Origin of the sequence: Virgisporangium aurantiacum, from assembly GCF_016863635.1 — a bacterium.
Classification (GTDB): Bacteria; Actinomycetota; Actinomycetes; order Mycobacteriales; family Micromonosporaceae; genus Virgisporangium; species Virgisporangium aurantiacum.
This window is the reverse complement of sequence record NZ_BOPG01000049.1, coordinates 84,553-103,280: the sequence shown is the minus strand read 5'-3', so window position 1 is coordinate 103,280 and position 18,728 is coordinate 84,553. Positions and strand designations below refer to the sequence as shown.

Annotated in this window: 19 protein-coding genes; 8 read left to right on the top strand and 11 right to left on the bottom strand. The window is 71.7% G+C overall.

Annotation, left to right across the window (positions count from 1 at the left end):
- Positions 1 to 58 precede the first annotated feature (58 nt).
- Positions 59 to 322: a DUF2530 domain-containing protein gene (locus tag Vau01_RS37160; protein WP_373320358.1), complete on the top strand. Its 264-nt coding sequence runs from the start codon at positions 59 to 61 to the stop codon at positions 320 to 322.
- Here the strand turns inward: Vau01_RS37160 and Vau01_RS37155 are convergent.
- The gene (locus tag Vau01_RS37155) at positions 319 to 1,203 is read right to left on the bottom strand and encodes a DUF3027 domain-containing protein (RefSeq protein ID WP_204003402.1); all 885 of its coding nucleotides are present in this window, start codon (positions 1,201 to 1,203) and stop codon (positions 319 to 321) included. The two genes, Vau01_RS37160 and Vau01_RS37155, sit on opposite strands and share 4 nt — an antisense overlap.
- Positions 1,204 to 1,244: 41 nt before the next feature.
- Between Vau01_RS37155 and Vau01_RS37150 the strand changes: the two genes are divergently transcribed.
- From Vau01_RS37150 to Vau01_RS37140, 3 genes are read left to right on the top strand one after another with little or no spacing between them, the layout of a single operon-like run.
- Positions 1,245 to 2,873: an MFS transporter gene (locus tag Vau01_RS37150; RefSeq protein WP_373320357.1), complete on the top strand. Its 1,629-nt coding sequence runs from the start codon at positions 1,245 to 1,247 to the stop codon at positions 2,871 to 2,873.
- Entirely contained in the window at positions 2,870 to 3,481 is a 612-nt protein-coding gene (locus Vau01_RS37145) for a futalosine hydrolase (protein WP_204003397.1), read from the top strand. Before Vau01_RS37150 ends, Vau01_RS37145 begins: the two co-directional genes overlap by 4 nt.
- Positions 3,478 to 4,281, top strand: coding sequence for a 1,4-dihydroxy-6-naphtoate synthase (locus Vau01_RS37140; protein ID WP_373320356.1), 804 nt, complete (start codon positions 3,478 to 3,480; stop codon positions 4,279 to 4,281). The genes Vau01_RS37145 and Vau01_RS37140 overlap by 4 nt, the downstream gene beginning before the upstream one ends.
- On the opposite strand, the gene Vau01_RS64785 is transcribed toward Vau01_RS37140, so the two are convergent.
- The 3 genes from Vau01_RS64785 to yidD all read right to left on the bottom strand — a co-directional run bounded on the left by Vau01_RS64785 (position 4,270) and on the right by yidD (position 5,535).
- Positions 4,270 to 4,656: a cold-shock protein gene (locus tag Vau01_RS64785; RefSeq protein ID WP_204003810.1), complete on the bottom strand. Its 387-nt coding sequence runs from the start codon at positions 4,654 to 4,656 to the stop codon at positions 4,270 to 4,272. The genes Vau01_RS37140 and Vau01_RS64785 overlap by 12 nt on opposite strands.
- Before the next feature lie 86 nt (positions 4,657 to 4,742).
- On the bottom strand, positions 4,743 to 5,033 hold the full coding sequence (locus Vau01_RS37130) for a hypothetical protein (RefSeq protein ID WP_204003394.1): 291 nt from the start codon (positions 5,031 to 5,033) through the stop codon (positions 4,743 to 4,745).
- A gap of 19 nt (positions 5,034 to 5,052) precedes the next feature.
- Positions 5,053 to 5,535, bottom strand: coding sequence for a membrane protein insertion efficiency factor YidD (gene yidD, locus Vau01_RS37125; protein WP_204003392.1), 483 nt, complete (start codon positions 5,533 to 5,535; stop codon positions 5,053 to 5,055).
- 82 nt (positions 5,536 to 5,617) lie between these two features.
- Between yidD and Vau01_RS37120 the strand changes: the two genes are divergently transcribed.
- A complete protein-coding gene (locus tag Vau01_RS37120; protein WP_204003390.1) occupies positions 5,618 to 7,930 on the top strand; it encodes a helicase-associated domain-containing protein in 2,313 nt (770 codons plus the stop codon).
- 12 nt (positions 7,931 to 7,942) lie between these two features.
- Here the strand turns inward: Vau01_RS37120 and Vau01_RS37115 are convergent, their stop codons facing one another.
- Positions 7,943 to 9,583, bottom strand: coding sequence for a DNA repair helicase XPB (locus Vau01_RS37115; protein WP_204003388.1), 1,641 nt, complete (start codon positions 9,581 to 9,583; stop codon positions 7,943 to 7,945).
- 69 nt (positions 9,584 to 9,652) lie between these two features.
- On the opposite strand from Vau01_RS37115, the gene Vau01_RS37110 reads away from it, so the two are divergent.
- On the top strand, positions 9,653 to 10,510 hold the full coding sequence (locus Vau01_RS37110; RefSeq protein WP_204003380.1) for a L,D-transpeptidase family protein: 858 nt from the start codon (positions 9,653 to 9,655) through the stop codon (positions 10,508 to 10,510).
- A gap of 224 nt (positions 10,511 to 10,734) precedes the next feature.
- On the opposite strand, the gene Vau01_RS37105 is transcribed toward Vau01_RS37110, so the two are convergent.
- From Vau01_RS37105 to Vau01_RS37095, 3 genes are read right to left on the bottom strand one after another with little or no spacing between them, the layout of a single operon-like run.
- The gene (locus tag Vau01_RS37105) at positions 10,735 to 11,865 is read right to left on the bottom strand and encodes a DUF5925 domain-containing protein (protein ID WP_204003378.1); all 1,131 of its coding nucleotides are present in this window, start codon (positions 11,863 to 11,865) and stop codon (positions 10,735 to 10,737) included.
- A gap of 43 nt (positions 11,866 to 11,908) precedes the next feature.
- Complete coding sequence (locus Vau01_RS37100) at positions 11,909 to 12,964, bottom strand: aspartate-semialdehyde dehydrogenase (RefSeq protein WP_204003365.1); 1,056 nt, start codon at positions 12,962 to 12,964, stop codon at positions 11,909 to 11,911.
- A complete protein-coding gene (locus Vau01_RS37095) occupies positions 12,961 to 14,226 on the bottom strand; it encodes an aspartate kinase (RefSeq protein WP_204003356.1) in 1,266 nt (421 codons plus the stop codon). The genes Vau01_RS37100 and Vau01_RS37095 overlap by 4 nt, the downstream gene beginning before the upstream one ends.
- Before the next feature lie 189 nt (positions 14,227 to 14,415).
- Here Vau01_RS37095 and Vau01_RS37090 point away from each other — a divergent pair, with 189 nt between their 5' ends.
- Positions 14,416 to 15,150 carry a hypothetical protein gene (locus Vau01_RS37090; protein WP_204003354.1) on the top strand — a complete coding sequence of 245 codons (735 nt, stop codon included), beginning with the start codon at positions 14,416 to 14,418 and terminating at the stop codon, positions 15,148 to 15,150.
- Here the strand turns inward: Vau01_RS37090 and Vau01_RS37085 are convergent.
- Positions 15,147 to 15,878 (bottom strand): DUF4253 domain-containing protein, encoded by a 732-nt coding sequence (locus Vau01_RS37085; protein WP_204003352.1) that lies wholly within the window; start codon positions 15,876 to 15,878, stop codon positions 15,147 to 15,149. The genes Vau01_RS37090 and Vau01_RS37085 overlap by 4 nt on opposite strands.
- Positions 15,879 to 16,096: 218 nt before the next feature.
- On the opposite strand from Vau01_RS37085, the gene leuA reads away from it, so the two are divergent.
- Complete coding sequence (gene leuA, locus Vau01_RS37080; RefSeq protein WP_239152162.1) at positions 16,097 to 17,827, top strand: 2-isopropylmalate synthase; 1,731 nt, start codon at positions 16,097 to 16,099, stop codon at positions 17,825 to 17,827.
- On the opposite strand, the gene Vau01_RS37075 is transcribed toward leuA, so the two are convergent.
- Together Vau01_RS37075 and Vau01_RS37070 are read right to left on the bottom strand one after the other, a co-directional pair.
- Complete coding sequence (locus tag Vau01_RS37075) at positions 17,817 to 18,056, bottom strand: hypothetical protein (protein WP_204003350.1); 240 nt, start codon at positions 18,054 to 18,056, stop codon at positions 17,817 to 17,819. The genes leuA and Vau01_RS37075 overlap by 11 nt on opposite strands.
- Entirely contained in the window at positions 18,050 to 18,700 is a 651-nt protein-coding gene (locus tag Vau01_RS37070) for an HNH endonuclease family protein (RefSeq protein ID WP_204003347.1), read from the bottom strand. Before Vau01_RS37070 ends, Vau01_RS37075 begins: the two co-directional genes overlap by 7 nt.
- Between the last annotated feature and the right edge of the window lie 28 nt (positions 18,701 to 18,728).

Here is an 18,728-nt window from a genome sequence, read left to right as displayed (position 1 = left end):
ATCACCGCGCCCGGCCGGACGCCGGGAATGGCACCCTCGCGGCGCTACGCTGGCGATCGTGTCGGGGACGGGTATTCCGCAGTCGCAGGCCGCTCAGGCCCCTGAGCTCCGCACCCTCGAGCCGCTCGATCCGCCGATGCTGCCGTTCGCTCTCGGCGGCATGGCGGCGTGGCTGGTCGCACTGCTGGTGATGGTGCCGTTCCGGCACAGCCACGAGTCCTGGTTCTGGATCTGCGTGGCCGGCCTGTTGTGGGGCATTCCCGGCACGCTCACGATGATCCGCTACGACGCCCGCCGCAAACGCCGCCAGGCCGCCAGCTAGCTGTGGCCGTAGGACTCGGCGGGCTCCTCGGCGCCTTCCACCGAGCCGGCCGGCTTCGGGACCGTGACCTGGTCGACCTCGCTGTCGTCGTAGACGGTCGGCAGTTCGGCCACCACCGCCACCGGCTCCACCAGGATCTCGGAGTGCGCGCCGCACCCGTGGTCGATGCTCACCACCCGGCCGTCGTCGGGGGCGAACGCGTTCGCGCACACGCCGAAGACCTGCCGCATCGCACCGGCCAGCGACAGGTAGAACCCGCAGCCGCCGCAGCGGGCCGTGGTCGGTGCCGCCGCGGAGATCGGTGACGCGGGTCCGTTGTCGCCGTCGTACCAGCGCTGGGCGGCGTCGGCCCGGCCCTCGCGGGACAGCACCCGGGGACGGCCGAGGCCCAGTTCCCAGGCGACCTCGTCGACCGCCGGATCGTCGCTCTGAACGTACCCGGGCATCAGCCGGTCGTCGTCGGGAGCGGTGGGCAGGATGTCGCCGACGCCCAGGTCGCCCGGCTGCAGCCGGTCCTGCCAGGGCACCCAGGGCGGAGCGGCCAGCGCGTCGGGGCCGGGCAGCAGCACCGACTCGCACACCGTGACGTGCCGGCTGCGCGGGATGCGCGCCACCGTGACGGCCCAGCGCCAGCCCCGGTAACCCGGCTGCAGGCACTCGAACAGGTGGGTCACGACCCGCTCGGCCTCGGCCACGGCCTCCAGGTGCTCACCGACGTAGTCCGGATCGATCCCGTCGACGCCACCGCGGGCCTGCCCGACCGCATCGGCACAGACCTGGTCAAGCTTCGGAGCCCGCCCCCGGGCCACTCGAACGCTCGTCGTCACGATGCCGCCGCCTTTCCGCGCGTCGCACAGGCACCCACTCGTCAGACCACCCATTGTTCCCTACCGTTGGACGAACATCGGAGAGGATGCACCGTATGGCGCTGATGGACGTTCTGGCCGGCGTCTTCCGCATGCTCGGAGGCCTCGCGCGGGGGGTTCTCGTCGGCATCGCCGCGGTCGGCCGCACCCTGGGCCGGGGCGTCGGACGGGCGCGCACGGCCGGCGGTGCCAAGGAACCGGGCATGATCCGGCTGCTCGACCTGCACGCCGCCTCGATCGCCGGCGACGCGCTCATCGCGATCGGCCTGGCCGGCACGATCTTCTTCTCGGTACCGGCCGGCGAGGCGCGCGGCCAGGTGGCGCTGTACCTGCTGGTGACGATGTTGCCGTTCGCGCTGCTGGCGCCGGTGGTGGGGCCGGTGCTCGACCGGTTCCGGCACGGCCGCCGGTACGCGCTGGCTACCACGTTCCTCGGCCGGGCGTTCCTGGCCTACCTGATCTCGGAGAACCTCGACGACATCGCCCTCTATCCGGCGGCGTTCGGCGTCCTGGTGCTGTCGCGGGCGTACGGGGTGGCCCGCAGCGCCGCCGTGCCGCGGCTGCTGCCGCCCGGCCTCACGCTGAGCGCGGCGAACGCCCGGGCCAGCCTGTTCGGCACGGTCGCCGGCGCCGTCGTGGCACCCCTCGGCATTCTCGCGGCCGCCACGTTCGGCCAGCAGTGGCCGCTGCGGATCGCCACGTTCGTCTTCCTCTACGGCATGGTCACCGCGTTGCGGCTGCCGCCGAGGGCCGACTCCGAGGCGCCCGAGTCGATCCCGCGCCCGTTCCAGCTGATCAAGCGGCGCAAGGGCGCCAAGATCCTGTCGGCGCCGCTGATCGTCGCCTCGATCTCCGGCACGGCGATCCTGCGCGCGATCTACGGCTTCCTCGCCCTCTACCTGGCGTTCAGCGTCCGGGCGGGCGACCTCGACCTCACCCTCGGCGGCACGCGGGTGCGCGAGACCGCCGCGATCGCGTTGCTCGCGGTCGCGCTGGGCGCCGGCACGTTCCTCTCGACCGCGGTCGGGTCGGTGCTGCGGATCCGCCGGCCGGCGGTGCTGCAGGCGGTCGGCATCCTGCTCACGCTGGCCGCGGCGGGCCTGGCCGCCTGGTCGTTCACGCTGCCGGCGATCGCGTTGCTGTGCCTGGTGACGGCGCTGGCCAGCGGCCTGGCCAAGCTCGCGGTCGACGCGGTGATCCAGGAACGCACCGACGAACGCACCCGGGCCAGCGCGTTCGCGCACAGCGAGACGCTGCTGATGGTGGCGTGGGTCGCGGGTGGCGCGCTCGGCCTGATCCCGTTCCCGGGCCGCTGGGGCATGGTCGCGATGTTCGTCGGGCTCGCGCTGGGTGCCGCGCGTGCCATGTGGTCGGCCGGCAAACTGCGAAAAGACAAGCTGACGGGCGCAGCGCCGGAACCCGAACCGGACCGCGCCGATTCGACGGCGAAGACGCCCGTGAAGGACCTGCCGACGCAGAAGGCCCCGCCGAAGGCCGAGCCGCCGACGGAACCTGTGGTGCCCGCGACGCCCGCCCCGGAGAGGACGCTGCCGCAGCGCGACGCGGGCCGCACCCGCACGTTGCCGATGCCGGTCGAGGCCGACCAGTTCTACAACCAGGATGACGACGCCGACGACGACGAGCCGCCCAGCTTCCACCTGTACCGGCCGTCGGGGCGCTCGTGATCCTCGTGGTGACCGCCGTCGAGGCGGAACGGGCGGCCGTGCTGCGCGGGGTACCCACCGGTGCGCCGGTCGAGGTGCTCGCGGCCGGGGTGGGCCCGGCGGCGGCCGCCGCCGGTACGGCGTGGTACCTGGCCCGGAACCCCGGCATCACCACCGTGCTGAGCGCCGGGATTGCCGGGGGGCTGGTCACGCGTATCCAATTGGGCGCCCTCGCGGTGGCCACCCGGAGCGTCGCCGCCGACCTCGGGGCCGACTCACCCGGCGGTTTCCTCACCCTCGACGACCTCGGCTTCGGAGCCACCAGCCTGCCCACCGCCGACCTCAAGATCCTTCCGGACGCCGTGCGCGGCGCCGTGCTGACCGTGTCGACCGTCACCGGAACCGCCGCCCGGGCCGAGGCGCTCGCCGAGCGCTACCCCGACGCGGTCGCCGAGGGCATGGAGGGCTTCGGCGTGGCGACGGCGTGCGCGCTCGCCGGGGTGCCGTTCGGCGAGGTCCGGGCGATCTCGAACCCGGTCGGCCCGCGCGACCGGGCCGCGTGGCGGATCGGACCGGCGCTCGACGCGCTGGCCGAGGTGGGCGCGGCGCTCGCTACGTTGGACGGGTGAACCTCACGATCTCGCCCTGCCCCAACGACACGTTCACGTTCCACGCGCTGGCGCACGGGCTCGTTCCGGGCGCGCCCACGGTCGAGGTGCGCTACGCCGACGTCGATGTCACCAACACGCTGGCGGTCACCGACGATCTGGATCTGGTGAAGGTGTCGTACGCGGCGCTGCCGTGGCTGCTCGACCGCTACGAACTGCTGCCGTGCGGCGGCGCGCTCGGGCGCGGGTGCGGGCCGCTGCTGCTGGCCCGTTCGGCGTTGCGATCGATCGACGGGCTGCGCGTCGCCGTGCCCGGCGACCGCACCACCGCGTACCTGTTGATGCGGCTGTGGATGGGCTCCGCGTCGCCCGCCTCGATCGAGGTGGTGCCGTTCGCGTCGATCATGCCGGGCGTGGCCGACGGTACCTACGACGCCGGCCTGGTGATCCACGAGGCCCGGTTCGTGTACCCGCGGTTCGGCCTGACGTCGGTCGTCGACCTCGGCGAGTGGTGGGAGTCGACCACCGGCCTGCCGATCCCGCTGGGTGCGATCCTGGCCCGGCGCGGCGCCGTCGACGCGGCCGCCGCCACCGGATGGATCCGCGAGTCGGTGCGCCGGGCCTGGGCCGACCCGTCACTGTCGCGGGAGTACGTGCTGGCGCACGCCCAGGAGATGGAGCAGGACGTGGTGGACCAGCACATCAAGCTCTACGTGAACGAGTTCACCCACGACCTGGGCGACGAGGGCTACGGGGCCGTGCGCGGCCTGCTGAACCGGGCGGCGGACGCCGGGCTCGTGCCCGCCGCCTCAGACCTCTAGCTCCTTCGCCACCGCGTGCACCAGCTTGGCGACCATCTGGCCGGTCTTCCGGTCGGGGAACCGGCCGCGGCGCAGCTCGGGCTGGATCTTCGCTTCCATCACCTTGATCATGTCTTCGATCAGGCCGTGCAGCTCCTCGGCGGGACGGCGCTGGGCCCGGGCGACCGACGGGATCGCCTCCAGCAGCGTCAACTGGAGGGCCTGGTTGCCCTTGCTGCCCTCGACCACGCCGAACTCGACCCGCTGGCCCTTCTTGAGGTCCTCGACTCCGGCCGGCAGGGCGGCCTTGTGCACGAAGACGTCACCGCCGTCGTCTCTGGTGAGGAAACCAAAGCCTTTGTCGGTGTCGTACCACTTGACGCGACCCGTTGGCACAGTGAGTCCCTTGCTGCTTGTGGTGATGGATTCCTGACTGTTTCAGGCTATCCATCACCACCGAGGACTCCAACCGACTTCTGGGGCTATTGGTGGTAGTTCAAAGCGCCGGCCGGAAGCGGGAACTGCAGGTCGTCGCCGAACGGTGAAGCCGCGCCGGCGCGGTGGAACAACAGTTCGCTCACCGGCAGGCGGCTGCCCGGGGTGTGGGGTTCGACGAGGTCGGCCACGGCCGGACCGACCTCCTCGTGAACCGCGATCTCCCCGCTCGGGTCGGCCGTGAGCGCTCCTGGAACCTGTGCCCGGCCCCGGGCTACGCCGGTGGTCGGCCGCGGCTTGGGCCGGGCAGAAGGGGTAGAAGGATGCGGGTTAGACATGCCGGATAGTTTCCCACAATCAGGGCGGTGGATCGGCCGTGCCACGCGGAACCGTGGACGTGCACCGGGCGATGCGCCCACCCGCCAACCGAGCGCCCTGGAACAGCCCGTACCGGCGTACCACGGCGGACCCGTAGTGCGAACAGGACGGCGTGTGCGGGCAGTCGGTCGGCAGCCGGTGCGACACCCACCGCTGGTAGCCGCGGATCGCGCCCAGCCCGGCCCGGGCGGGTACGGTCACCTTTCGCCGCGGCGTGCGGGTGGGCGCCGCGAGCAGGAGGACCTGGAATGTGGACAGGTGGAACAGGTCACAGCCGCAACCGTCACAGGGGTCGCAGCCATCGCTGTCGTTACGTTGACGCCCGCGCCGTCCCTGCTGCGCCCGCCGCATGTCGCGGGCGGTGCAGTAGCGGTCGTACCAGGGCCAGTTGCGCCGCAGCCAGCCCCGGCGTCGCGGGGGTGGTTGCTGATTGGGTCCACCACCGGGACCGTAAGGGTTCACAGAACCTCGCTCGAATAGCTCGAATCGCCGCTCACGCGAACATCATCCGCGATCCGCGCCAGCGGTACCTTTGAAGGTCGAGATGGGAACGTTAATTGATCATCTGCGCGGCCTGAGTGACGAGGGACTGGCCGCGCTCGTCCGGCTGCGCCCGGACCTGGTCGTACCGGTGCCGGGCGACCTCACCACGCTCGCCGTCCGGGCCCAGTCCCGCCTGTCGGTCGCCCGTGCGCTCGACTCGCTCGACCGGTTCACGCTGGAGATCCTCGACGCGGTGCGGTACCTGCCGCCGCCGGTGTCGCTCGACGCGGTGCTCGCGATCGCCGCGCAGTGCGGTGCCGAGCCGGCGGTTGCCCGTCCCGCGTTGGCGGCGCTCCGGGACCGCGCACTGGTCTACGGCCCGGAGCACGACCTGGCCGTCGTGCCCGCCGTCACCGAGGTCAGCCCACATCCGGCCGGGCTGGGCCGGCCCGCCGCCGAGCTCGACCCGGCCGCCGCCGCACTGGCCGACGACCCGGCGGGGCTGCGCCGCACGCTGCTGAGCGCGCCGCAACCAGCCCGGGCCGCCCTCGACCGGCTCGCCGCCGGGCCACCGCTCGGCGTCATCGTGCCACCGCTGGCGGCCGACTCGCCGATCCGTTGGCTGCTCGACCATCACCTGCTGGTGCAGGTCAACGACGACACCGTCGAGCTGCCGCGCGAGGTGGCGCTGCTGCTGCGCCGCGACTCCGGACCGCTCGGCCGCCTGCACCCGGTGCCGCCCGACGTCGAGACGCGGCGGGCCAACGGCGCCGACCGGGCCGGTGCCGGGCAGGCGCTGGAGGTGGTGCGCGTCGCCGAGGCGCTGCTGGAGGCGCTCGCGCTCGAACCGGCGGCGGTGCTGCGGGCGGGTGGGATGGGCGTCCGGGACCTGCGCCGGGTGGCCCGCACCGCCGGGATCAGCGAGGGTGACGCGGCCCTGTTGTTGGAGGTCACCTACGCGGCCGGCCTGCTCGGTGACGACGATCCCGGTTTCCTGCCCTCCGCCGCGTACGACGGCTGGCAGGTCTCGCCGTTGGCACACCGCTGGCGCGTCCTCGCGGTCGCCTGGCTGGCGATGCCGCGCAGCGCGTCCCTCATCGGTCAGCGCGACGACCGCGACCGGCCGATCGCCGCCCTCGCGGCGGAGGCCGAGCGCCTCGGCGCTCCGGCCGGCCGCCGGGCGGTGCTCGACGTGCTCGCCGGGCTGCCGAAGAACGCGGCACCGCCCGCCGACGCCATCGCCGAGATCCTGGCCTGGCGGGCGCCGCGCCGCACCACCCGCGCCCGGGCCGTGCCGGCCGAGACGGTGCTGGCCGAGGCCGCGACGCTCGGGATCACCGGGCTCGGCGCCCTGACCGGCTACTCGCGGCTGCTGCTGCAGGAGGTCGAGGGCCGGACCGACTCCGAGGATCCGCTGGGCGTCCGCAACAACCGGCCGGTGCCCGACGCCGGCGCCGCGCTCGCGGCGTTGCTGCCCGCGCCCGTCGACGTGGTCGTGGTGCAGGCCGACCTGTCGGTGATCGTCCCCGGCCCGCCCGAGCCGACGCTCGCCGCCGAACTCGCGCTGGTCGCCGACGCCGAGTCGGCCTCGGTGCTGCGCGTGACGCCCACCTCGGTGCGCCGCGCGCTCGACGCCGGCTACTCCGCCGGTGATCTGCACTCGCTGTTCAAGCGGCGGTCGCGCACCCCCGTGCCGCAGGCCCTGACCTACCTGATCGACGACGTCGCCCGCAAGCACGGCGGCCTGCGGGCCGGCACCGCCGGTGCCTACCTGCGCAGCGAGGACGAGACGCTGCTCGCCGAGGTGTACGCCGACAAGCGGCTGGCGGTGCTGTCGTTCCGGCGGCTGGCGCCCACGGTCCTGGTGACCGTCGCCGCGCCGGGCCGCCTGCTCGACGTGCTCCGCGCCGCCGGCTACGCCCCGGTGCGGGAGGACGCCACCGGCGCGGCCGTGCTCTCGCGTCCACGGTCGCGGCGCGCGCCCAACCGGCCGGCACTGCCGACCCGGCGCGACGACCCGCTGGCGATGCCGGAGCTACGACCGGCCCAGGTGGCCGGCGTGGTGGAGCAGATGCGCCGCGGCGAGGCGGCGGCCCGGGCCCTGCGGCGGGCGCCGGAGAGCGTGCGCACCGCGCCGGGCACCGGCTCGGCGGGCAACGGCGCCCACGCGACGGCGATGCAGGTGCTGCAGCAGGCCGTACGGGAGAAGTCGCTGGTGTGGGTGGGTTACGTCGACGCGCACGGGTCCCCGACGAGCCGCCTGGTCCGGCCGGTCTCCATGGCCGCGGGTTACCTCCGCGCCGAGGACGAGCGCACCGAGACCCTGCACACGCTGGCCCTGTACCGGATCACGGCCGCCGAACTTCACGACTGACCGGCCGAGTCGTCAGGAGAGCACGTCGTCGGCGTCGACGATCGTGTACGCGTACCCCTGCTCGGCGAGGAACCGCTGCCGGTGCGCCGCGTACTCCGTGTCGATCGTGTCGCGGGACACCACCGTGTAGAAGTGCGCCTGCCGCCCGTCGGCCTTCGGCCTCAAGACCCGCCCGAGCCGCTGCGCCTCCTCCTGCCGCGAGCCGAACGTCCCCGACACCTGGATCGCCACGGCGGCTTCGGGCAGGTCGATCGAGAAGTTACCGACCCGCGAGATCACCAGGGTCTTCAGGTCACCGCGCCGGAACTCGTCGAAGAGCCGTTCCCGCTCCTTGTTCGTGGTCGACCCCTGCACGATCGGCGCGTCAAGGAACTCGCCCAGCTGGTGCAGCTGGTCCAGGTACGCGCCGATCACCAGGATCTGCTCGCCCTGGTGCTTGTCGACCAGCGCCTTCACGATGGGCAGCTTCGTGCGGGCGGTGGCCGCCGCGCGGTACTTCTCCTCGTTCTCGGTGACGGCGTACGCCATCCGCTCGTCGTCGGTGAGCGTGGCGCGCACCTCGATGCACTCGGCCGGCGCGATCCAGCCCTGTGCCTCGATGTCCTTCCAGGGAGCGTCGTACCGCTTCGGGCCGATGAGCGAGAAGACGTCGCCCTCACGCCCGTCCTCCCGAACCAGCGTGGCGGTGAGGCCGAGCCGACGCCGGGCCTGGAGATCGGCGGTGAACCGGAAGATCGGCGCCGGGAGCAGGTGGACCTCGTCGTAGATGATCAGACCCCAGTCGCGGGCGCCGAACAGGTCGAGGTGGGTGAATACGCCGCTGCGCCGCGTGGTGAGCACCTGGTACGTGGCGATCGTGACCGGCCGGATCTCCTTGCGCTCGCCGGAGTACTCGCCGATCTCGTCCTCGGTGAGCGACGTGCGCGCGACGAGCTCGCGCTTCCACTGCCGCCCGGCCACGGTGTTGGTCACCAGGATCAGCGTGGTGGCCTTGGCGGTGGCCATCGCCGCCGCGCCGACGAGCGTCTTGCCGGCGCCGCACGGCAGCACCACCACGCCGGAGCCGCCGGCCCAGAACCCGTCGACCGCCTGCTGCTGGTAGGCGCGCAGTTGCCAGCCGTCTTCGTGCAGGGCGATCTCGTGCGCCTCGCCGTCGACGTAGCCGGCCAGGTCCTCCGCCGGCCAGCCCAGCTTGAGCAGGCCCTGCTTGAGCCGTCCGCGCTCCGACGGGTGCACGGCGATGAGGTCCTCCTCGACCTTGTCGCCGAACATGCCGGCCAGCTTCTTGCTCTTGGCGACCTCGGTGAGCACCGCCTTGTCGAGCCCCTTGAGCACCAGCCCGTGCGACGGGTGGTTCAGCAGCTGCAGCCGCCCGTACCGGTCCATCGTCTCGGCCACGTCGACCAGCAGCGCGTGCGGCACCGGATACCGGGAGTAGCGCAGCAGAGCATCGACTACGCTCTCTGCATCGTGGCCGGCGGCACGCGCGTTCCAGAGGCCCAACGGGGTGAGGCGGTACGTGTGGATGTGCTCCGGCGAGCGCTCGAGCTCGGCGAACGGCGCGATCGCCATCCGGCAGGCGAGCGCGTCCGGGTGGTCGACCTCGAGAAGCAGGGACTTGTCTGACTGCACGATGAGGGGGCCGTCGGTCACCCAGCAAGTGTGCCCCAGGTCGGAACCATCTCCGGGGTCCGCCGCGTCTGAATGGTAAGGAGGTCAGTGATGCGTCGATGGTTGATCGGTGCCGCGGTCGCGGCGGCCGTCCTCTTCGGGGGCGCGGCCTATGCCGTGGCTGGCCCCGGTCGCGACACTCCCGGCCGATCCACCTCATTCGAGACGCCCACCGCCGATCCGGGCACCGGAAATCCGTCGCCGTCCAGCGTCGTACCCACCAGCGCCACGGCCACCAGTCCCACGTCGGCGCCTGTCGTCGCGTCCCCGTCGTCCTCGTCCTCGTCGAAGGCCGCCGCGGGCTGCCCGGTCGGCGACAAGCAGCGCGAGGTGGAGACGTCCCTGGCCGCGATCGGCAAGTACGGCCCGATCGTCGTCGACGGCCAGCAGACCCCGGCCGACTGCGCCACGATCGTGGCGTTCCAGAAGCGGTTCGGGATCAGCCCGTCGAACGGCCGCGCCGGCCCCACCACCGCCGACGTGGCCCGGCGCATCGCCGCCAGCCTCACGCCGGCCGAGCGGTCCAAGTGCCAGCCCGCCGCGAGCGGCCTCACCGCGTGCGTCAACCTCACCCAGCAGACAACCTGGGTGGTCCAGGCCGACGGCACTGTGGTGTGGGGCCCGACGGTCGTCCGAACGGGGTACAAGGGCTACGCCACCAAGGTCGGCAAGTTCAAAATCAACGAGCGCAACATCAAGGAGTGGTCGATCCCGTACAAGGTGTGGCTACCGTACTGGCAGCACTTCACCGCGGGTCAGGGCTTCCACGAGACCACGACGTACCTGCACAACATGGGCAACGGCTCGCACGGGTGCGTCAACCTGTTGCGGTCCGACGCCAAGGAACTGTGGAACCTCCTCCCCTACAACTCGACGGTCCACACCTTCGGCCGCCGCGCCGGCACCTGACCCCCGCACCACCCCGTCCGCGCCGCGGCGCGCCGGGCCGCCCTCACCGCATCGATCTTGCAGTTGTGTCCGCCCTTTCGCCGGAATTCGCCCGTTTTTCGGCGAGCACAACTGCAAGATCAGCGACGTGGGGGTCCGCCGCCCGCGCTGGACGGGCCTTCGGGAAGATCGACCGGTTCACCCCGTCGACGGGCATCTGCCCGGACACCGGGGCGGAGAGAACGTCAAAGGTACATCCCGCTCACCGGTGCCGGCGCCGCTTCGGCGGTGAACGGCTCGGTGCCGTCACGCAGGGCGTAGAGCTCAGCCAGCGTCGCGCCCTCGGGGCGGATGCCGTCGGTGCGGCCCAGCCACTCCGCGGCCTGGGCGAACGGCAGCGGGCCGAGCTCGATGCGGGCCAGGCAGCGGCCGGGCCGAACCACCGCCGGGTGCAGCCGCGACACGTCTTCGTTGGTGGTGATGGCCACCAGCACGTCGCGGCCCTGGCCCAGCATGCCGTCGGTGAGGTTCAGCAGTCGCGACAGCGCCTGCCCCGACGCGTGCCGCGCCCCGCCGCCGATCAGTTCGTCGCAGTCCTCCAGGAGGAGCAGGCCCCAGCGGCGGTCGTTGTCGTCCTCGCCCACGGCGACCTCGACCAGGTAGCCGGGATCGGAGAACAGGCGCTCCGGGTCGAGCACGCAGTCGAACTGGCACCAGTCGCGCCAGCGCGACGCCAAGGTGCGCAGCACCGTGGTCTTGCCCGTACCGGGCGGCCCGTACAGCAGCAGGAGCCGGCCCTGGACGTCGGCGCGGGTGACGTTCATCAGCCGGTCGAGCGCGGCGGTGGCGTCGCCGGCGTAGTTCGGCCGCACGGCGTCCCACGACTGGGCGGTGATGAACCGCTCGCGCCGGACGTAACTGGTGGTGGCGTGCCAGAAGCCGACCTTCACCGCTTCCTTCTTCGGCGGCTTGGGCAGCTCGGAGTCGCGGGTGGACGCCTTGAGGACGGCCTTCGCGAGGTCGGCGGTCACCGCGGTGACCGTGAGCTCGGCGGTGCCGCCGCGCCAGCGCGAGACGCGCAGCGTGTAGCCGTCGCCGGCGTAGAGCCACACCGTGCGGTGCCCGGCCGTGGACGTGCGGAGCAACCGCGCGTCGGCGGGGCACAGCGGCGCCTTCGGCTTGGGCCGGGACAGGCTCTTCTGCTTCGCGTGCGGCTGGTTGCCCTTGGTGAACTCGGCCAGGAACAGCAGGTCGACGACGGTGTCGGGGGCGTCGGAGGATTCGATGGTCAGCGCTGTGTCGGCCCCTTCAACCGCGCTGAGCGCCGCGAGAGGCCTGGCCGCGTCTCTACGCGCGGTCAGATCGGTGATGGTCACACGGTCAAGGATGCGGTGATCTCCGCGTCCCGTGCGACCCGTTTTACGTGAGCTCCTCGGCCAGCAACTCGGCGATCTGCGCGGTGTTCAGGGCGGCACCCTTGCGGAGGTTGTCGCCGGTGACGAAGAAATCGAGCGCCCGCGGGTCGTCGAGCGACCGGCGGATGCGGCCGACCCACGACGGGTCGGTGCCCACCGCGTCGATCGGCATCGGGAACTCGCCCGCCGCCGGATCGTCGACCAGGATCACGCCCGGCGCGTTCCGCATCACCTCGCGGGCGCGCTCGGCGTCGACCTCGGTGCCGAACACCGCGTGGACGGCCACCGAGTGCCCGGTGACCACCGGGACGCGCACGCACGTCGCCGACACCTTGAGGTCGGGCAGGCCGAGAATCTTGCGGGTCTCGTTGCGCAGCTTCAGCTCCTCCGACGACCAGCCCGCGTCGCGCAGCCCGCCCGCCCACGGCACCACGTTGAGCGCCATCGGCGCCGGGAACGGACCGAGGTCGTCGCCAACGGCGCGGCGCACGTTGCCGCTGCGCGAGCCCAGTTCGCGGTCGCCGCCCACCCGGTCGAGCTGGTCGAGCAGCGTGTCGACGCCGGCCTTGCCGGTGCCCGACACCGACTGGTACGACGCCAGCACCAGCTCGCGCAGCCCGTACTCGTAATGCAGCGGCGCGATCGCCACGATCATCGCGACCGTGGTGCAGTTCGCGCTGGCGATGATCCCGCGGGGCCGGTTGCGCACCTGCTCGGGGTTGATCTCCGGGACCACGAGCGGCACGTCGCGGTCGAGCCGGAACGCGGTCGAGTTGTCGACCGCCACGGCGCCGTGCTTGACGGCGATCGGCGCCCAGTCGGCCGCCACCTCGTCGGGCACGTCGAACATCGCCACGTCGACGCCGTCGAAGACGCCGGGGCTCAGCTCCTGGACGGTCAACTCCTCGCCGCGGACCACGCACCTGCGTCCCGCCGACCGCCGCGACGCGACCAGCCGCAGCTCGCCCCAGACGTTGCGCCGCGACGACAGCAGTTCGCAGAGCACCGTGCCGACCGCGCCCGTCGCCCCGACCACCGCGAGCGACGGAAGCGTAGTCACCGGCCCGTCCCCGCGTAGACGACCGCTTCCTCGTCACCACCCAGATCGAACGCGTCGTGCACCGCGCGGACCGCGGCGTCGAGGTCGGTGTCGCGGCAGATGACCGAGACGCGGATCTCCGAGGTGGAGATCATCTCGATGTTGAGCCCGGCGGCGCCGAGCGCCGCGAAGAACTTCGCCGCGACGCCGGGGTGCGACCGCATGCCGGCGCCGATCAGCGACACCTTGCCGATGTGGTCGTCGTACAGCAGGGTCTTGAACTTGATGTCGCCGCGGATCTTGTTCAGGGCGGCCATCGCGTTCGGGCCGTCGTCCTTGGGCAGCGTGAACGAGATGTCGGTTGCGCCGGTGCCCTCCGTCGACACGTTCTGCACGATCATGTCGATGTTGACCTCGGCGTCGGCGACGGTGACGAAGATCTTCGCCGCGATGCCGGGCTCGTCGGGGACGCCGACGATCGTGATCTTCGCCTCGCTGCGGTCGTGCGCGACCCCGGTGATGAGTGCCTGCTCCAACGGAAGATCCTCCATCGCTCCGGCGACGATCGTGCCGTCTTTACTGGTGTACGACGAGCGCACGTGGATCGGCAACGCGAACCGGCGGGCGTACTCGACGCAGCGCAGCATCAGCACCTTCGCACCGCACGCCGCAAGTTCCAACATCTCTTCGTACGTCACCGTCTTGATGTGCCGCGCGTTCGGGACGATGCGCGGGTCGGCGGTGAACACACCGTCGACGTCGGTGTAGATCTCGCAGACGTCGGCGTTCAGCGCGGCGGCGAGCGCGACCGCGGTGGTGTCGGACCCGCCGCGGCCGAGCGTGGTGATGTCCTTGGTGTCCTGCGCGACGCCCTGGAACCCGGCGACGATCGCGATCGCGCCCTCGTCGAGCGCGTTGCGCAACCGGCCCGGCGTGACGTCGATGATCCGCGCCCGGCCGTGCACCGAGGTGGTGATCACGCCGGCCTGCGAGCCGGTGTACGAGCGCGCCTCGTAGCCGAGGTTGTGGATCGCGATCGCCAGCAGCGCCATCGAGATGCGCTCGCCGCTGGTGAGCAGCATGTCGAGTTCGCGGCCGGGCGGCACCGGGCTCACCTGGGAGGCCAGGTCGAGCAGTTCGTCGGTGGTGTCCCCCATCGCCGAGACGACCACGACCACCTCGTGGCCGGCCTTCCGCGTGGAGACGATCCGCTCGGCGACCCGCTTGATGCGCTCGGCGTCGGCGACGGATGACCCGCCGTACTTCTGCACGATGAGTGCCATTCCACCTCACCAAACGTCTCCGGCCCTGAACGGACCGTCCCGGATCGCGGCACCGAGCGTACCGGCGCATGGGACGGCCAGGGAGTGGCGGTCCCACGATCCGACCCGCTCGTGCCCGACAATGGCCGGGTGAACGCCCGTCTCGTCCGGTTTGGCGCGTGGATTGTCGCGCCTGGCACGCGGTTTTCGGTGAAAACCGCGTATCCCGTGGCGCTCGTCACCGCCGCTCTCGGCCTCGCGGCCTGCGGTTCCGACGCCCCCACGCCGGATCCGAGCGCGTCGCAGGCGCCGGCGGCCGCCGCGGCGGTCGGGCCGCGCGGCGACCTCGCGCGCCGCGTCGCCACGGCCAAGGACCGCCGTTTCACGGCGGCATATTCGTGGACGGGCGCAGGCTCCCAACGCACGGTCACGGTGACGCTCGCAGCGGACGGGACGTGGCGGGTCGACATCCCCGGCGGTGCCCAGAACGGGCGGACGGCGGTGTCGATGGTCGGCCGCGCGGAGGGCGTCTACCAGTGCTCGGCCGGTGGCGGGTGCGTCCGGGTGGCCCGGGCCGCGGGCACGGTGCCGGCGTCCGTCGACCCGAAGGTGCACCACCCGTTCACCGACTGGGCCGCCGCGCTGGCCGACCCGAACGCCGCGCTGTCGGTGGCGACGGCGCCGCTGCTGCCGAACGTGTCCGGCGCCTGCTTCTCGGTGGAGCCGACCACGGTGTCGATCGCGCCGCCGATCGAGCCCGGCATCTTCTGCTACGGCGACGACGGCATGCCGACCGGCTTCAAGACCAAGTTCGGAACCCTGACGCTCGCCGGCGCGCCCGGCCCGGCCCCACCGACCGCCGACCTCGCCGGCCCGGTGTCGAACGGCGCCCCGCTCAACACGTCCGCTCCCCCGGCGCCGACGGCGTCCTCGTCACGGCGTTAGTCCCACCAGAAGTACCAGCTGCGGGCCGGCACCTGCACCGCCATCAGGCCGTCGAGCGTGCCGACGCCCTGGTCGACGACGTCCGGGCAGTACCAGTACTGCTGCTCGGCGACGGCGAGGATCTCGGCCGGATCGGTGGGCGGGTGCGGCACCCGCAGTTCGATGACGTCGCGGCCGAGCCCCACCAGTTCGGCGCCGAAACGCTCGTGCCACTGCTTGAGCACGGCCACGTGGAGGGCGGGTTCGACCTCGTGGTTGGCCGCGCCGTCCCAGTCGAGCAGGCCGGGCACCAGGTGACCCGCGTCGGCTCGCACGAGCGCGATCCACCCGGCCTTCTTCGCGAGGTAGAACCGCTCCCCATCGGGCGGTTCACCGCCGTCGACCGACCCGCGCGGCGGTCGCGACGTCGGGTCGCCCGTCCACGACAGGAGGTTGCCCTTCAGCTCGGCCAGGCCGGCGTCGACGTCCATCGCGAGCCCCCGCGCGACCTGGGGTGCCGTGTCCTGGTCGACGCTCATCTCGAAGGACTCGGTGAACCTTTCGTAGTCCGGGCCGATCAGGATGGGCCACAGCCCCGACCGGTCATGGGCGTCGCGGAGGCGTCGCCACAGCGGAACCAGCTCGCCGGCCTGGGCGTGGAACGCCCACACCGGGCCGAGCCCGCGCCCGTCGACAGGGGTGATGCCGAGGTCGGCGAGGAGTCCCTCGGCCGGATGACGTTCGCTCACCGGTTGTTCCTACCATCCGGGACCGATGCTGGCGGGACCGCCGCTGATCACGTAGCGTCCTACGGGTCATGTGGACGGCGCTACTCCTTCTTGGCTGCCGCGACGAGGCCCCATCCGGCCGGCACCTCGTCGCGGAGTAGGCGCGCTGCCTTTTCTTGCCGCGCGTTCGCCGGTCAATCTCCTGCATTTCGCTTCATGACCCTTGGAGTTTGACCACCATGACTGATGTGTCGGCACCCACCGCAGATCCCATTGCCCGGCAGAACACGAGCCGGATGCCCGTCAACCGGTACCGCGCATACGCGGCGCCCTACTCCGTATCCCTGCCCGACCGGCAGTGGCCCTCCCGCACCATCGAGAAGGCGCCCCGGTGGTGCGCCGTCGACCTGCGTGACGGCAACCAGGCCCTGATCGACCCGATGTCGGTCGAGCGTAAGCGGCGGATGTTCCAGTTACTGGTGCAGATGGGCTACAAGGAGATCGAGGTCGGCTTCCCGAGCGCCAGCCAGACCGACTTCGACTTCGTCCGGTCGCTGATCGAGAACAACATGATCCCGGACGACGTCACCATCCAGGTGCTGACGCAGTGCCGCGACCACCTGATCGAGCGCACGTACGAGTCGCTGCGCGGGGCGAAGCGGGCCATCGTCCACTTCTACAACTCGACCTCGACGCTGCAGCGCCGCGTCGTGTTCGGCCTGGACAAGGACGGCATCACCGACATCGCGACGAGCGCCGCGCGGCTGTGCCAGAAGTTCGCCGAGGCGATCACGCCCGACACCGAGATCTTCTACGAGTACTCCCCCGAGTCGTACACCGGCACCGAACTGGAGTACGCGCTGGAGATCTGCTCGGCGGTGATCGACGTGATCGACCCGACGCCCGACCGTCCGCTGATCATCAACCTGCCGGCGACCGTCGAGATGGCCACGCCCAACGTGTACGCCGACTCGATCGAGTGGATGCACCGCAACCTGCCGCGGCGACAGTCGGTGATCCTGAGCCTGCACCCGCACAACGACCGGGGAACCGCGGTCGCGGCCGCCGAACTGGGCCTGCTGGCCGGCGCCGACCGGGTCGAGGGCTGCCTGTTCGGAAACGGCGAGCGCACCGGCAACGTCGACCTGGTGACGCTGGGCCTGAACCTGTTCAGCCAGGGCGTCGACCCGCAGATCGACTTCAGCGACATCGACGAGATCAAGCGGACCGTCGAGTACTGCAACCAGCTGCCGGTGCACGAGCGCCATCCGTACGCCGGTGACCTGGTGTACACCGCGTTCTCCGGCTCGCACCAGGACGCGATCAAGAAGGGCTTCGAGTTCCTGGAGCGCGACGCTGCCGCCGCGGGATCGCCCGTGGAGACGTTCACCTGGGGCGTGCCGTACCTGCCGATCGACCCGCGCGACGTCGGGCGCTCGTACGAGGCCGTGATCCGGGTGAACTCGCAGAGCGGCAAGGGCGGCGTCGCCTACATCATGAAGGCCGAGCACCAGCTCGACATGCCGCGGCGGCTGCAGATCGAGTTCTCGGGCGTGGTGCAGCGGCGCACCGACGACGAGGGCGGCGAGGTCGCGCCGGCGCAGATGTGGGACATCTTCGCGACCGAGTACCTCACCGAGCGGCGGCTGTCGCTGCGCGGGTACACGGCGTCGACGGGTGCGGCGGGGGTCTCGCTCGTCGTCGACGTGACGCTCGACGGTGTCGAGAAGTCGTTGAACGGCATCGGCAACGGCCCGATCGACGCGTTCGTGAAGGCTCTGTCCACTGTGGACGTCGACGTTCGGGTGCTCGACTACGCCGAGCACGCGCTGACCTCGGGCGAGAACGCCCGGGCGGCGGCATACGTGGAGTGCTCGGTCGGCGGCGGCGACGCGTGCTGGGGTGTCGGCGTCGACGAGAACATCGTCACCGCGTCGCTGCGCGCGATCGCGAGCGCGGTCAACCGTTAGGTCTGTTGAGCAGAGCCACGGCCAGGGTGTGCAGGGCGTTGAGCGCGTCCTTGCGGGCCCTGGTCGTGGCACCGGTCACCGTGTACCACTCGTCGGCGCCCTTGTACTGCACCTTCAGCACGTAGTTTCCGTCGGTGACGTCGCTCTGCAGCGTGAGGTCGCCGGTGACGACGCCGACCTCGTCGGTCATCACTCCGCCGGGGCCGGCAACGATGTCAGCGGTCAGCATGATCCCAGCATCTCCCGAAGGGTGGCCTTCTCGCGCTCGGTCACGCTGAGCCCCCAGAAGGACTTGACGGTGATCCACCGGCGCGCGTACTCGCACCAGTAGCTCTGCTGCGGCGGCTTCCACTGCGACGGGTCCTGGTCGCCCTTGGACCGGTTCGACGCGGCGGACACCGCCATCAACTGCGGACGCGTGAGGTCGTTGGCGAACTCGGTGCGCTGCTCCTCGGTCCACTTGTCGGCGCCCGACCGCCAGGCGTTGGCGAGCGGCACCATGTGGTCGATGTCCAGGCCCTGCGGATCGGTGAACTTCTTGCCGTCGTAGACGCTCGTCCACGATCCCTTGGTGATTTTGCAGGTGGCGGTGGCCTCGACGCCGGTGCCGTCGCGCTTGAGGACGACGTCGCGCACGTCGCAGTTCTCGTCGACGCGCCGCCAGTGCGGGAACTTCTCCCGCGAGTACCCGCTCATCGGGCGGGACGCGGCCACGGTGAGGGCGTTGAGCGCCTGGGTCACGTCGGCCGGTGCGGCGTTGCCGCCAGGAACGTTCCCGCTGCCGCTGACGCCCGTGGCCGGCTGCCCGCCGTCGTCGATCGGCGTGCAACCGGCCACGAGAAGAACTGCGAGGAGACCGGCGAGCACGCGCATGAGTCCACAATGGACCACTCATCGACCG